At 55.6% G+C, this 13,299-nt stretch carries 10 protein-coding genes; 9 read left to right on the top strand and 1 reads right to left on the bottom strand.

Annotated elements, in window-relative coordinates; translation table 11 throughout:
- Positions 1-191: 191 nt before the first annotated feature.
- Positions 192-1,595 carry an alanine/glycine:cation symporter family protein gene (locus B5G27_RS04925; RefSeq protein ID WP_087177833.1) on the bottom strand — a complete coding sequence of 468 codons (1,404 nt, stop codon included), beginning with the start codon at positions 1,593-1,595 and terminating at the stop codon, positions 192-194.
- Between the two features lie 355 nt (positions 1,596-1,950).
- On the opposite strand from B5G27_RS04925, the gene B5G27_RS04920 reads away from it, so the two are divergent.
- The 9 genes from B5G27_RS04920 (at position 1,951) to pknB (ending at position 13,285) form a co-directional block, all read left to right on the top strand.
- Positions 1,951-3,417: a UDP-N-acetylmuramoyl-L-alanyl-D-glutamate--2,6-diaminopimelate ligase gene (locus B5G27_RS04920; RefSeq protein WP_087177832.1), complete on the top strand. Its 1,467-nt coding sequence runs from the start codon at positions 1,951-1,953 to the stop codon at positions 3,415-3,417.
- A 7-nt stretch (positions 3,418-3,424) separates the two neighbouring features.
- On the top strand, positions 3,425-5,644 hold the full coding sequence (priA, locus tag B5G27_RS04915; protein WP_087177831.1) for a replication restart helicase PriA: 2,220 nt from the start codon (positions 3,425-3,427) through the stop codon (positions 5,642-5,644).
- An 86-nt stretch (positions 5,645-5,730) separates the two neighbouring features.
- Positions 5,731-6,222: a peptide deformylase gene (gene def, locus B5G27_RS04910; RefSeq protein ID WP_087178148.1), complete on the top strand. Its 492-nt coding sequence runs from the start codon at positions 5,731-5,733 to the stop codon at positions 6,220-6,222.
- A 4-nt stretch (positions 6,223-6,226) separates the two neighbouring features.
- Positions 6,227-7,162, top strand: coding sequence for a methionyl-tRNA formyltransferase (fmt, locus tag B5G27_RS04905; protein ID WP_087177830.1), 936 nt, complete (start codon positions 6,227-6,229; stop codon positions 7,160-7,162).
- Between the two features lie 72 nt (positions 7,163-7,234).
- The gene (locus B5G27_RS04900; RefSeq protein ID WP_087177829.1) at positions 7,235-7,939 is read left to right on the top strand and encodes a zinc metallopeptidase; all 705 of its coding nucleotides are present in this window, start codon (positions 7,235-7,237) and stop codon (positions 7,937-7,939) included.
- The gene (rsmB, locus tag B5G27_RS04895; protein ID WP_087177828.1) at positions 7,932-9,356 is read left to right on the top strand and encodes a 16S rRNA (cytosine(967)-C(5))-methyltransferase RsmB; all 1,425 of its coding nucleotides are present in this window, start codon (positions 7,932-7,934) and stop codon (positions 9,354-9,356) included. The genes B5G27_RS04900 and rsmB overlap by 8 nt, the downstream gene beginning before the upstream one ends.
- Positions 9,353-10,471: a 23S rRNA (adenine(2503)-C(2))-methyltransferase RlmN gene (gene rlmN, locus B5G27_RS04890; protein WP_087177827.1), complete on the top strand. Its 1,119-nt coding sequence runs from the start codon at positions 9,353-9,355 to the stop codon at positions 10,469-10,471. Before rsmB ends, rlmN begins: the two co-directional genes overlap by 4 nt.
- 10 nt (positions 10,472-10,481) lie before the next feature.
- Positions 10,482-11,225: a Stp1/IreP family PP2C-type Ser/Thr phosphatase gene (locus tag B5G27_RS04885; RefSeq protein WP_087177826.1), complete on the top strand. Its 744-nt coding sequence runs from the start codon at positions 10,482-10,484 to the stop codon at positions 11,223-11,225.
- Positions 11,222-13,285, top strand: a complete 2,064-nt coding sequence (gene pknB / locus B5G27_RS04880) for a Stk1 family PASTA domain-containing Ser/Thr kinase (protein ID WP_087177825.1) — start codon at positions 11,222-11,224, stop codon at positions 13,283-13,285. The genes B5G27_RS04885 and pknB overlap by 4 nt, the downstream gene beginning before the upstream one ends.
- Positions 13,286-13,299: the final 14 nt, after the last annotated feature.

Here is a 13,299-nt window from a genome sequence, read left to right as displayed (position 1 = left end):
CGGATGCCTGAGCCGCAGGCGAATCTTCCGCTTTGAAATTGTCCTTAGCCGTATCCCATTCTTTTTATGTCTTTCCCGGATTACGGAACCGGAACCTGAGCCATATCCCCGCCCGCCGCGAAAACGTCCTTGATCAAATCAACGGTTTTCGGACGGTACATATGAAGGAAGGCTCCCCCACAAATCCAGATTCAATTCCAAAAGTCTGTCTTATCCCTGAGCTCTATATCCCTTGCTCTGAACACGGGATCTTTTCCTTCTTTTTTCTGCTTCATATAATCTTTCATGGCGCGGATCGCCGGGCCGCCCAGGATGAGGATGACGGGCAGGTTGATGAGCGCCATCAGTCCCATGAGCACATCCGCCATATTCCATACAAGGCCGAATTCCATCGTTGCGCCGGCCAGCACGATCAGGGCGGCGATGACGCGGAAGGCATTGATCAGAGCCTTTCCGGGCTTTCTGCCGCAGAGGAACTTCAGTCCCATCTCCGCGTAGTAGAAGTTCCCGATCAGGGTAGTGAAGGCGAACAGGCAGAGTGCGATCGTGATGAATATGGTGCCGAATCCGCCGAGGGAATTGGAAGCGGCGGCCTGCACCCAGGGCATCCCCGCAAGGTCAGCGCCCGGAGCTACGCCGGAGCACAGGAGCATGAACGCAGTGGCCGAGCAGATGAGGATCGTGTCAATGAATACAGAGAGCATCTGCACAAGTCCCTGCTTGACCGGGTGGGAGACAGCCGCGCTGGCAGCCGCATTCGGCGCGGATCCGACGCCGGCCTCGTTGGAGAAGAGGCCTCGTTTGATGCCGTGCATGACGCAGGAGCCTGCGAAGCCGCCAAAGATCGCCTGCAGGTCAAAGGCATTCCCGAAGATATCCGCAAACATCTGCGGGATCGCCTGATAGTGTGTAACAACGATAAAGAGAGAGGCCGCAAGATAGAAGATCCCCATCACAGGGACAAGGACGCCCGTGATCTTTGATATCTGTCTGCTTCCCCCGAAAATCGCTGCGGCGAAAATGAGAGCCAGCACCACGCCTACTGCAAGAGGTGTGTTCTTCGGGTCAAAGAAGCTGTAAGCGCGGAAGGAGTCGGCGATATTAAAGGAAGCGACCAGGTTAAATCCGCCCATATAGGTCAGGATGAGCGTTACTGCGAACAGTACGCCGATCCAGTGCTTTTTGAGCGCCGCCTGGATGTAGTAGGCGGGACCGCCGTAAGAGCTGCCGTCCTCTGCTTTGTGCTTGTAGATCTGGGCAAGCGTGCTCTCGATAAACGCGGACGCGCTGCCGAGAAGGGCGGTCAGCCACATCCAGAATACAGCTCCGGGACCTCCGAGGCAGATTGCGGTCGAGATCCCGGCGATATTGCCTGTCCCCACTCTGGAAGCTGTGGATACCATGAGCGCCTGGAAGGACGAAAGTCCGTTTTTGTCGCTGCCCGGCTGGGCCACAACGCGGAGTGATTCGATAAACATACGGAACTGGACAAAGCGTGTGCGTATGGAAAACCAGATGCCCGCGCCCAGAAGAAGGATGATCAGGATGTAGCTGTAAAGGAGATCGCTGATCGTGTTGATGATTTCTGCAAACAAAATATTTTCCTCTCTTTCTGTCAGCGCTTTCAGACGCGCTGTTGATGAAATTATGTCTTCCGGTGTGAGAGTGACAAGCCGGACTGATATCGCCGGAGAGACACAGACGTTTTTACATTATATAGCATTTCCCGGCCGTTGTCCATATGCGGAGCCATCGGTAACAATCCAGCCGCGCCATTTGGAAAACCGCATAGCCTGAAAGACAAACTGTGGATAAACTGCTATGCAGATGTTATGCAGATCGCGCTTTCCTTTCTTTGCATCAGCGCAGAGTTTGTGTTATCCTAGTATGTACGGTACAATAAAATAAATTAAAAAGATTGATCCATGAAAAGATCAGGAGGGATCCGACATGAAATTGAATAAACTTTTGGAGCGTCTGGAATACGATGTGGTGCAGGGGACGGATGAGGCGGAAGTCACGACCCTTGTCAATGATTCGCGGAAGGTAGAGGATGGCAGTGTCTTCGTCTGCATCAGCGGGGCAGTTTCCGACGGGCACAGATTCGCGGCGGATGTAGCTGCGAAGGGAGCGGCGGCAGTCGTGGTGGAAAAGGATGTGGAAGTGCCGGAGGACGTGACGGTCATCCGCGTGCCGGATACGAGGTATGCGCTGGCGCTCATGTCAGCGGCTTATTTCGGCTATCCGGCGGAGAAGCTGAAGATCATCGGCATTACCGGGACAAAGGGAAAGACAACGACAACTTATATGATCCGTTCCATCCTGGAGGGAGTGGGGCACAAAGTAGGGCTGATCGGAACTATCGAGGCGATCATCGGGGATGAGAAGATCCCTGCGGCGAATACCACGCCGGAATCCTTTACCATCCATCAGTATTTCGCGCGGATGGTGGAGGAAGGCTGCGACAGCGTGGTCATGGAAGTGTCCTCCCAGGGGCTGATGCTCCACCGGACTGCGGGGATCCCCTTTGAGATCGGGATTTTTACGAACCTGGGCAAGGACCACATCGGACCGAACGAGCACAAAGATTTCGAGGATTACAAACGGTGCAAGGCAATGCTGTTCCAGCAGTGCAGGCTCGGCATCGCAAATGTGGATGACAAATATTTCCATGATATCTTCAAAAATGCCACATGCAAAGTGGAGACATTCGGTTTCTCCAAAGACGCGGATCTGCGGGCGGAAAACGTGCAGCTCGTGTCCAGGCCGGGATATCTGGGAGTGGCGTACCATGTTGCCGGACTGATGGACTTTGATGTGGAGATCGATATACCGGGGACATTCAGCGTGTATAATTCCCTGACCGCGATCGCTGTGTGCAGGCATTTCGGCGTGCCGGTGGAGAAGATAAAAGAAGCGCTGAAAAAAGCGAAAGTAAAAGGGCGCATCGAGATGATCAAAGTGTCGGATGAATTCACCCTGATGATCGATTACGCTCACAATGCCATGAGCCTGGAGAGCCTGCTGACGACACTAAAAGAATACCATCCGAAACGGCTTGTCTGCCTGTTCGGATGCGGGGGCAACCGCTCAAAGGACAGGAGATATGAGATGGGCGAGGTGTCGGGACGCCTTGCGGACCTGACGATCATCACATCAGATAACCCCAGGTTTGAGGAGCCCCAGGCGATCATCGATGACATTAAGACCGGGATCGGCAGGACAGACGGAAAATATGTGGAGATCTGCGACCGCAAGGAAGCGATCAAATATGCGATCCAGCACGGGCAGCCCGGGGATGTGATCGTGCTGGCAGGAAAAGGGCATGAGGATTATCAGGAGATCAAAGGCGTGAAGTATCCCATGGATGAGCGGGTCCTGATCGCGGAGGTCCTGGAAGAACTGAAAGAAGGATGAAGACCGAGTGTTTGCGGATGTGATCATAGACATACAACATGAAAAACTGGATAAGATCTTTCAGTACCGCGTGCCGGAGAGTATGGTGGATGAGCTGGAGCCGGGGATGGAAGTGGTCGTGCCCTTCGGCAGGGGCAACCGGCGGATCAAAGGATATGTGACCGGGCTTGCGGAGACGTGTGATTATGACCTCTCGAAAGTGAAGGAGATCCTGGAAATCTCCAGGACCGGGGTGGAGATCGAGGCGAAACTGATCGCCCTTGCCGCGTGGATGAAGGAAAACTACGGGGGCACGATGATCCAGGCACTGAAGACAGTCCTCCCCATCAAGCAGAAAGAGAATGCCAGGGTAAAGAAGAGGCTGAGGCTCCTGCTCGACCGGGAGACAGGGGAGAGGCAGCTCCACTATTATCTGGGGAAGAACCAGAAGGCAAGGGCGCGCCTCATGGCAGCTCTCCTGGACGATCCGGTGCTGGAGTATGAACTGGTGACAAAGAAGCTGAACATCACGGCCTCTGTCATACGGGCTCTGGAGGAGCAGAAGGTGCTTGCCGTGGAATCCGAGCAGGTATACCGAAACCCTGTGAAGCTCTCCGGCAAAAAGGCGGATGAGATCATATATACTGAGGAACAGCGGCATGCCATCGAGTCCTTCCGCAGAGACTACGCGGATGGGAAACGTGAGACTTATCTGATCCACGGCGTCACAGGGAGCGGGAAGACAGAAGTCTACATGGAGATGATCCGGACGGTGGTAGATATGGGGAAGCAGGCGATCGTCCTGATCCCGGAGATCGCCCTGACCTATCAGACGGTGATGCGGTTTTACAGGCGGTTCGGGGACCGGGTATCCATCATGAATTCCCGGCTTTCCGCGGGAGAGCGGTATGACCAGATGATGCGGGCGCGCAGCGGCCAGGTGGACGTCATGATCGGTCCAAGGTCAGCGCTGTTTACCCCGTTCCCGGACCTGGGGCTGATCGTGATCGACGAGGAACATGAACCTACCTATAAGAGTGAACAGACGCCCAGGTACCATGCCAGGGAGACTGCCATAAAGCGGGCGCAGACAGAGGGGGCGAGCGTGGTGCTGGGAAGCGCCACTCCGTCGATGGAAGCCATGTACAGGGCAAGGAGAGGAGAATATGTCCTCTTCGAGATGAAAAACCGGTCCAGGATGCAGGAGCTGGCAGACGTATATACCGTGGATCTGCGGGAAGAATTAAAAGATGGGAACCGGTCGATCCTGAGCAGGAAACTGACAGAACTGATGCGGGACCGGCTGGAGAAGAAAGAACAGATCATGCTCTTCCTGAACCGGAGAGGTTATTCTGGATTTATTTCCTGCCGGGAGTGCGGGCATGTGATCAAATGTCCCCACTGTAGTGTCTCCCTCTCCGTCCACAGAGACGGGAAGATGCGGTGCCATTACTGCGGATATTCCGTGCCCAGGGCGCGGGAGTGCCCGGAGTGCGGTTCGCCTCATATCGGTGAATTCCGGGCAGGGACCCAGCAGATCGAGGATATCGTGAAGGCAGCATTCCCGGAGGCGCGGGGGCTGAGGATGGATATGGACACCACAAGGCAGAAGGACGCCCATGAGAAGATCCTCTCCGCATTTGCCAATGAAGAGGCGGATATCCTGGTGGGGACGCAGATGATCGTGAAAGGACATGACTTTCCGAATGTCACTCTCGTGGGGATCCTGGCAGCGGATATGTCCCTTTATACAGACGACTACCGCTCCGGGGAGCGGACCTTCCAGCTGCTGACCCAGGCGGCGGGCCGGGCGGGACGCGGGGAGAGGCACGGCGAGGTGGTGATCCAGACGTACAGCCCGGACCATTATGCCATCAGGACAGCGGCAGCGCAGGACTACGAGGCATTTTATGAGGAAGAGATCCGGTACAGGGAGCTGATGGGCTACCCGCCGGCGGAGAACCTGCTGGCTGTCTTTGTCTCCTGCGGGGACGAGGCGCTGCTGGAGACGGGATGCCGCTATCTGAAGGAGTACATCCTGCGGGCGCGCGGGCAGACCGGGGCAGAGGTGATCGGTCCGGCGAGCCCGGGCATCGACAAGATCAAAGACGTATACCGGAGAGTGCTCTATGTCAAAGGAGAAAATTATGGAGCGCTCGTGGGGATAAAGGACAGAGTAGAGAAATATATTGAGATAAATTCTGGTTTTGATAAGATGAGGATACAGTTTGACTTTAATCCCATGTAGGAGAGCGGCGCAGAGTGCGCGGCAGGATGCGGGGAGAGAAGAGCCGTCACGCGGGAGGCGCGGGGCGCAGAGAAAAGGAGGAAATTATGGCGATCAGAGAGGTAAGAGAGATAGGAGACGAGATCCTGACAAAGAAGTGCAAGGATGTACCGAAGATGACCCTTCGGACAAAGATCCTGATCGGGGATATGCTGGAGACGATGTACGACAAATGCGGAGTAGGGCTTGCAGCGCCGCAGGTGGGCGTGCTTAAGAAGATTGTAGTCATCGACGTCGGAGAAGGTCCGATCGTGCTGATCAATCCGGAGATCATCGAGACATCCGGGGAGCAGACCGGGGAGGAGGGATGCCTGAGCGTGCCCGGGAAATGGGGGATCGTCACCCGCCCGGAGCATGTGAAGGTGCGCGCCCTGAACCAGGAGATGGAACCCTTTGAGATGGAAGGGGAAGGGCTTCTGGCAAGGGCATTCTGCCATGAGATCGACCATCTCTACGGGCAGCTCTATGTAGAGAAGACAGAGGACGGGCTCCACGATGTGACTTATGAGCAGGATGAAGAGGAAGAAACGGAGGAGTAAGCAGATGCGAGTGATATTTATGGGGACTCCGGATTTTTCCGTGGGGACGCTGGAAGCGCTGATCCGCGCGGGGCACGACGTGTGCCTGGCGGTGACCCAGCCTGACAAGCCGAAAGGCCGGGGGAAGGAAATGCAGTTCCCGCCGGTGAAGGAGACGGCTTTAAAGCACGGGATCCCGGTGTATCAGCCGAGGAGGATCCGTGAGCCGGAATGTGTGGAAGAACTCAGGAAATATAATGCGGACATCATGGTAGTCATAGCCTTTGGGCAGATCCTGCCAAAAGAGATCCTTGAGATGACTCCGTACGGGTGTATCAATGTGCACGCGTCCCTGCTCCCGAAATACAGGGGGGCAGCTCCCATCCAGTGGTCCATCATCAACGGGGAGAGCGTGACCGGGGTGACCACCATGCAGATGGACGAAGGGCTGGACACCGGGGACATGATCTTGAAAAAGGAAGTCCCCATCGCGGAAGACGAGACCGGGGAGAGCCTGCATGACAAGCTGGCCCAGGCGGGCGCAGAACTCTGCGTGGAGACGCTGAAAGCGCTGGAGGATCACACGGCAGTATTTGAGAAGCAGGGAGAGAGCCCGACTGCGTATGCGAAGATGCTTACAAAAGAGATGGGGGATATCGACTGGAGCAGGCCTGCGGTGCAGATCGAGCGTCTGGTGAGAGGTCTGAATTCCTGGCCCAGCGCTTACACGCACTGGAACGGCAAGGTGATGAAGATCTGGAAGGCAAAGGCAGAGGAAGCCAGGCAGGATACGTCAGTACAGCCAGGGACAGTGACCGAGGTCGCGAAGGACCATTTCACAGTGAGCACGGGGGACGGAGTCCTGAGAGTATATGAGGTACAGATACCGGGGAAGAAGAGGATGGAGACAGGTGCATTCCTGAGGGGGTATGCGATGGAGCCGGGCACAGTGCTCGGATAGCACATTGTTCCGCAAATGGCGTCCTGGTACGCTGTTCTGCAGATAACTGTGCCAGATCAGGAGGTTGATATCATGTTTTTCTATTATTATGACTGGACTTATATGCTTGTAGTGATCGGGGCAGTCATCTGCCTCGTGGCATCCGCAAGGGTGAACCGGGTGTTCGCCCGGTATTCCACGGTTCGCAGTCATTCCGGGATGACCGGGCGGGAGGCAGCGGAGCAGATCCTGCGCAGGAACGGGATCTATGACGTGCAGGTGATCCATATCCCGGGGAACCTGACGGATCATTATAACCCGGGGAAAAAGACGCTGGGGCTTTCGGATACAGTCTATAATTCTACGTCCGTGGCAGCCATCGGAGTGGCGGCCCACGAGTGCGGACACGCGGTACAGCATGCCACGGGGTATGCTCCGCTCTCGATCCGCGGGGCTCTGGTGCCGGTGGCTAATATCGGATCCTTTGCCGCATGGCCTCTGATCATTATCGGACTGTTCCTGAACGGCCAGACATCGGCATTGTTCATCAATCTTGGCATCCTGCTTTTCTCTGCGGCAGTGCTCTTTCAGCTCGTGACGCTGCCCGTGGAGTTCAATGCGTCCGGCAGGGCGGTAAAAGTGCTGGAAAACTCGGGGATGCTCTACCCGGATGAGGTAAGTTCGGTGAAAAAGGTGCTGGGAGCGGCTGCCCTTACCTATGTGGCGAGCGCGGCGGCTATGATCCTGCAGCTTCTGCGTCTCCTCATCCTGACAGGAGGAAGAAGAAGGAATGACTAAAACAGTGAATGAGCGGGAACTCGTGCTGGGTATCCTGATGGAGACAGTGGAGAACGGCCAGTACAGCCATATCGTACTCAGGGATGTGCTGGCAAAATACCAGTATCTCTCCAGGCAGGAGCGGGCATTCATCACAAGAGTGTCAGAGGGCACGCTGGAGCACCTGATCGAGATCGACTATATCCTGGATCAGTTCTCAAAAGTGAAAGTAAAGAAGATGAAGCCGGTCATCCGCAATCTCCTGCGCAGCGCGGTCTACCAGCTGAAATATATGGACAGTGTGCCGGACCGTGCCGTGTGCAGCGAGTCGGTAAAGCTGGCGGTGAAGAAAGGATTTTCCGGGCTTAGGGGATATGTAAACGGCGTGCTGCGCAGCGTGGCGAGAGGGATGGATGAGATCAGATACCCATCGGAGGGGACGCGTGCTCTCTCTGTGAGATACTCCTGCCCGGAGTGGATCATCGAGCTCTGGAAGCAGTCGTTCGATGAGGACGTGATCGAGACGATGCTGGCTGATTCCCAGAGGGTGAAGCCGGTCACAGTGCGCTGCTGTCTGAACCGGACGGCGCCGGAGGCGTTCGCGGGGATCATGGAGAAAGAGGGAGTAAAGGCAGAGCCGCACCCATATCTTCCCTATGCGTTCTCTCTCTCGGGCTATGATCATCTGGACAGCCTGGACAGCTTCCGGGAGGGGCTCTTTATGGTGCAGGATGTAAGCTCCATGCTCGTGGGCGAGCTGGCAGACCCTCAGTCAGGGGAACGGGTGATCGATGTGTGCGCGGCGCCGGGAGGAAAGGCGCTGCACATCGCGGAAAAGCTGTATGTGAAAGAGAAGCAGTGTAAAGAGAAAGCGCCGGCAGGAGACGCTGTTATGGGAGAAAGCGCGCCTCTGCGGGGGCATGTGGAAGCAAGGGACCTGACGGAATATAAGACAGACCTTATCCGGGAGAATATCGAGCGCTCCGGGCTTCCGAATATCTCGGCAGTGTGTATGGATGCTTCTGTACCGGACCCGGCGTCTGCGGGGAGCGCGGATATCGTGATCGCGGACCTGCCCTGCTCCGGGCTGGGCGTGCTCGGCAGGAAGACAGACCTGAAATATAAGGCCTCCCCGGAGGGGATCCAAAGCCTCGTTGAGCTGCAGAGGAAAATCTTAAGCTGCGCGAAGGAGTATGTGAGACTCGGCGGAGTGCTGATCTACAGCACATGTACCGTAGATCCGGCGGAGAATATGGACAATGTACACTGGTTCCTGGGGCAGTACCCGGAGTTCTCGCTGGATGATATCAGCGGAAGGCTCTGTCCCGAACTGAGGGACAGTGTGACGGAGAAGGGGTGCATCCAGCTCCTTCCGGGCGTACATCAGTCGGACGGATTTTTTATCGCAAGATTTGTAAAAAGGAAGAAACAGGCATGAAAAAGGACATCCGGGCATATGGATATGAAGAATTAAAAGCAGAGATGCAGGCGCTTGGCGAGAAACCGTTCCGGGCGGGCCAGGTGTATGACTGGCTGCATGTGAAGCTGGCGGACAGCTTTGACGAGATGACGAATCTCTCAAAGGACTTAAGGCGCCGCCTGGAGGAGGAGTATGAGATCCTCCCGGTCATCATGGAAGAGCGGCAGATCTCGAAGCTGGACGGCACGAACAAATTCCTGTTCCGCCTGTATGACGGCAACATGGTGGAGAGCGTGCTCATGCGGTATAAGCACGGGAATTCCGTATGCATTTCCTCGCAGGCGGGATGCCGGATGGGATGCGTGTTCTGCGCTTCCACGATCGGCGGGCTGAAAAGGGACCTTTCCGCGTCAGAGATGCTGGGGCAGATCTACCAGATCCAGAAGATCACAAAAGAGAGGGTGCACAATGTGGTCGTCATGGGCACCGGGGAGCCGCTGGACAATTATGACAATTTCCTCAGGTTTGTGCGGATGCTGACAGATGAGCACGGCCTGAACATCAGCCAGAGGAATGTCACAGTGTCCACCTGCGGCATTGTCCCGAAAATGCTGGAGCTGGCGGAGGAAAAACTCCAGATCACGCTCGCGCTCTCCCTGCACGGCTCGACCCAGGAGAAGCGCAGGAGGCTTATGCCCGTGGCGAATAAATACGAACTGTCCGAGGTGCTCGCGGCATGTGACACGTACTTTGAAAAGACAGGACGCAGGGTGACATTTGAGTACAGCCTGGTGCACGGAGTCAACGATACGGCTGAGGACGCGAGGGAGCTGACAGCGATCCTGAAGCCCCGGAACTGCCATCTGAACCTGATCCCGGTGAACCCGGTGAGGGAGCGTGATTTCGTGCGTCCGAGCAGGAAAAATGCCCTGAATTTCAAAAATAACCTTGAAAAAAGCGGAATTAATGTTACTATAAGAAGGGAAATGGGCTCTGACATCGACGGAGCCTGCGGCCAGCTCAGGCGGCGCTATGCGGAAGGATCCGGAGCGGATATCTCTGCCCGCGGGACGGGCTTTGTATCATCAGGGGAAGCCGGGGCAGGTCAGGACAGCCACAACAGACAGGATTAAGGAGACAGATATGAGGACATTTGCGATAACAGATGTGGGAATGGTGCGACAGGTGAATCAGGATTATGTCTTTGCGACAGACAGACCTCTGGGCATCCTCCAGAACCTGTTCGTGGTGGCGGACGGAATGGGCGGACATCAGGCAGGCGATTATGCGTCAAAATATACGGTGGAAGTGCTCCAGCGGGAGCTTAAGATGAGCGAGGGCGAGGATGTGGAGAAGTGCCTTGTGGCTGCGATCAAGACAGCCAACCGGGAGATCATCAAAGAAGCGTCCCGCGATGAACATCTCAGGGGAATGGGCACGACAGTGGTCGCTGCGACGATCATGAACCAGATGATGTATTTCGCGAATGTAGGAGACAGCCGTCTGTATCTGATCAACCAGGGGATACAGCAGCTTACGAAGGACCATTCGCTTGTGGAGGAAATGGTGCGCCTGGGCGGCATTAAGCCGGAGGAGGCAAAGCACCACCCGGATAAGAATATCATCACAAGGGCCATCGGCGCGAAAGCAGATGTGGACGCAGACTTTTATGAGCACCGTCTGAAACGGGGAGACATCATACTGATGTGTACGGACGGTCTCAGCAATATGGTGGAGGATGAAGAGCTCTTCCATATCGTCCAGGGAGGAAGGGACATCGTGGAAGCAGGGCAGGCTCTTGTGGATGCTGCAAAAGAAAACGGCGGTACGGACAATATTGGAATTGTCCTGATTGAACCGTTCGCAGATGAGGTGAGTGTATTATGATCAGAGAAGGAGTTTATTTAGGGAAGAGGTATGAGATACTGGGACGTATCGGTTCCGGCGGCATGGCGGACGTCTATAAGGGCAAGGACCATAAGCTGAACCGGTATGTGGCGATCAAAGTGCTCAAAAGTGATTACCGGCAGGATGAAGTATTTATCAAGAAGTTCTTAAGTGAGGCGCAGGCAGCGGCAGGGCTGATGCACCCGAACGTGGTCAATGTCTATGACGTGGGGCAGGACCGGGGACTGTACTATATGGTCATGGAACTTGTGGAAGGGATCACGCTGAAGGACTATATCGAGAAGAAAGGCAGGCTTTCAGCGAAGGAGACGATCAGCATCTCGATCCAGATGGTGACAGGCCTCCAGGCAGCTCACAACCAGCATATCATACACAGGGATATCAAACCCCAGAATATCATTATCTCAAAAGACGGAAAAGTGAAAGTCACAGATTTCGGCATCGCGCGCGCAACGACCGCCACACAGACGATCAGCACGAGCGTAATGGGGTCTGTGCATTATACGTCGCCGGAACAGGCGAGAGGCGGAGTGGTGGACCAGAAGAGCGATATCTACTCCATCGGTATCACCATGTACGAGATGATCACAGGCCATGTGCCCTTTGACGGCGACTCTACTGTGTCAGTGGCACTCAAGCATCTGCAGGAGGAGATCAAGTCCCCCGCAGAGGAAGTGCCGGATATCCCGTACAGCCTGGAGTGCATCATCATGAAATGTACCCAGAAAAATCCGGGACTGCGCTATCATGACTGCGCGTCTCTCCTGCTGGATCTGAAGCGGTCTCTCGTGGATCCAGAGGGCGATTTCGTCGTCCTGGGCGCGGCAGGCGGAGATACGGACCGCACGATGGTCATGTCCACGGCGGAGCTGGAGCAGGTACAGGGCAGAGGGCGCGCCGGTTACGATGATGACGACTATGACGATGATTATGATGACGATGACGACGAAGACGAGGAGGATGAGGACGAACGTCTCCGCGGCAGGCGTCAGGGACAGTATGACCGAAGGGGCAGGAAGAAAAACGATGTGAATCCGGACACGAAGCGGATCATGCGTATCCTGATGATCGTGGCGGGCGTGGTGATCGCTCTGCTCGTGCTTTTCCTCGTGGCGAATGCGGCAGGATTTTTCTCAGGTCCGGGTATCGTGGCGACAAAGGAAGAGACTGTAAAAGTGCCGGATGTCCGGGGCATGACTTACGAGGAGGCTGAAAAGGAACTGAAAAAGCATGATCTCGGAATTAAGAAGGCTTCGGAAGAAGAGCCGTCCAATGATTATGACAAGGGCGAGATCAAGAGCCAGAAGCCGGGCGCGGGAGAGAAGGCAAAGAAAAATTCAACAGTTACTGTAGTGATCAGCAGCGGAGAGGCGGCTGAGAAGGTGCAGGTGCCCAATGTAGTGGACAAGAGCGAGGCGGAAGCGGAGAAGCTGCTCCAGGACGCGGGGCTCAAGGTGACAAAGGGAGAACCTCAGAACAGCGATACCATTGCGGCGGGAAATGTGATCTCTTCTGACCCGGCAGCAAACACAGAGGTCGATGAGGGAACGAGCGTTACGATCGTGATCAGCCTTGGCAAAGAAGATGTAAAAGTACCGGATCTGAAGAACCGCAGCGCTGCGGATGCAGAGTCCGCGCTGGCAGCAGCGGGACTCGTGGGCGGCGCATCCCAGGATTACAGCGATACGGTCCCTGCGGGGAATGTCATCTCCCAGAGTCCGGACCCAGGCAGCTCCGTGGAAGCAGGTTCAACTGTGAATTATGTAGTAAGTCTTGGGCCGAAGACCCAGACAGTGGAAGTGCCGGATGTGCTGAAATCTTATCCGGATACAGCGGAGCAGGTGCTCAGTGAATCCGGGCTCAATGCAGTATACGGCGGACAGCAGTACAGTGATTATCCTGAGGGGACGGTCTGCCGGCTGAATCCGGAAGTAGGAGTGAAGGTCGAGAAGGGCAGTACGATCTATTACTGGGTGAGCATGGGACCGGAGGATACCGGTGACGGCGGAGATACCGGCGGCGATCCGGAGCTGGAATAAAGGGCAGCCCGGCG

Origin of the sequence: Lachnoclostridium sp. An76 (assembly GCF_002161355.1) — a bacterium.
Classification (GTDB): domain Bacteria; phylum Bacillota; class Clostridia; order Lachnospirales; family Lachnospiraceae; genus Mediterraneibacter; species Mediterraneibacter caccavium.
Note: the sequence above shows the minus strand (reverse complement) of the source record. Positions and strands in the feature narration are given on the sequence as shown.

What these genes read in the sequence shown, in the direction of transcription:
- B5G27_RS04885 (WP_087177826.1), top strand. Translation starts at nt 10,482, where the DNA reads ATGAGGACATTTGCGATAACAGATGTGGGAATGGTGCGACAGGTGAAT.
- fmt (WP_087177830.1), top strand. Translation starts at nt 6,227, where the DNA reads ATGCGAGTGATATTTATGGGGACTCCGGATTTTTCCGTGGGGACGCTG.
- rlmN (WP_087177827.1), top strand. Translation starts at nt 9,353, where the DNA reads ATGAAAAAGGACATCCGGGCATATGGATATGAAGAATTAAAAGCAGAG.
- def (WP_087178148.1), top strand. Translation starts at nt 5,731, where the DNA reads ATGGCGATCAGAGAGGTAAGAGAGATAGGAGACGAGATCCTGACAAAG.
- pknB (WP_087177825.1), top strand. Translation starts at nt 11,222, where the DNA reads ATGATCAGAGAAGGAGTTTATTTAGGGAAGAGGTATGAGATACTGGGA.
- B5G27_RS04900 (WP_087177829.1), top strand. Translation starts at nt 7,235, where the DNA reads ATGTTTTTCTATTATTATGACTGGACTTATATGCTTGTAGTGATCGGG.
- B5G27_RS04920 (WP_087177832.1), top strand. Translation starts at nt 1,951, where the DNA reads ATGAAATTGAATAAACTTTTGGAGCGTCTGGAATACGATGTGGTGCAG.
- rsmB (WP_087177828.1), top strand. Translation starts at nt 7,932, where the DNA reads ATGACTAAAACAGTGAATGAGCGGGAACTCGTGCTGGGTATCCTGATG.